1 protein-coding gene is annotated in these 626 nt (G+C 65.5%); it reads right to left on the reverse strand.

The features are described from left to right. Positions 1 to 233, reverse strand: a 233-nt coding sequence (locus AC1DZC_RS20070) for an NAD-dependent epimerase/dehydratase family protein (protein WP_477044501.1), incomplete at its 3' end; no start/stop codon positions are given. Positions 234 to 626 lie beyond the last annotated feature (393 nt).

Consider the following 626-nt stretch of genomic DNA (forward strand, 5'->3'; position numbering starts at 1 on the left):
GAGTCGTTGGCAGCAATTCCGCCGACCTTCGCCGCGGCGAGAAAGATCAGGTCGACGGGGTTGGCCGCCATCCAGGCAAAGGTCGCCGCCTGATCGCGCAGGTCGATACGCGTCGTGGGTGAGACGATCTCGCATTGTTCGTTCGCAAGGCGCCGGACGATCGCCCGGCCGACCATGCCACGCTCGCCGGCGACCCAGACTCGCTTGCCGGTCAGGGAAAACACGTCGCTCATCTTGATCTTGCCACATCCCTGTTCTGGTTGAAGGCGCCGTGCGCCTTACAGCAATTTCGCCTATCGCCGATGATCGCCGCACGCGGATAGGCGCTTGCACAGGCGCCCGCAATCTCGCCTGCACGCCATTCGGCGAAGGCGCGGACGATGCCCGCAGCGGCATTCCGAACACCCTCGCGCCCGCGCGTTCGATCTCGCTGAATGCGGGCAGGTTGGTCAGCAGGTCGAGCGGATATTCAGCCCTTGATCGCGTACAGCGAGCTCGGTCGCTCCTCGTCGGGCCGGCGGGTCTCGGCCTCGCGCGCGATGACCTTCAGGTCCTCGCGGACCATTTCCGAGACGAGCTCGGCAAGAGTGGTCGTCGCTTCCCAGCCCAGAACCCGCTTGGCCTTG

This window comes from Cellulomonas sp. P2_B4 (genome assembly GCF_056404795.1).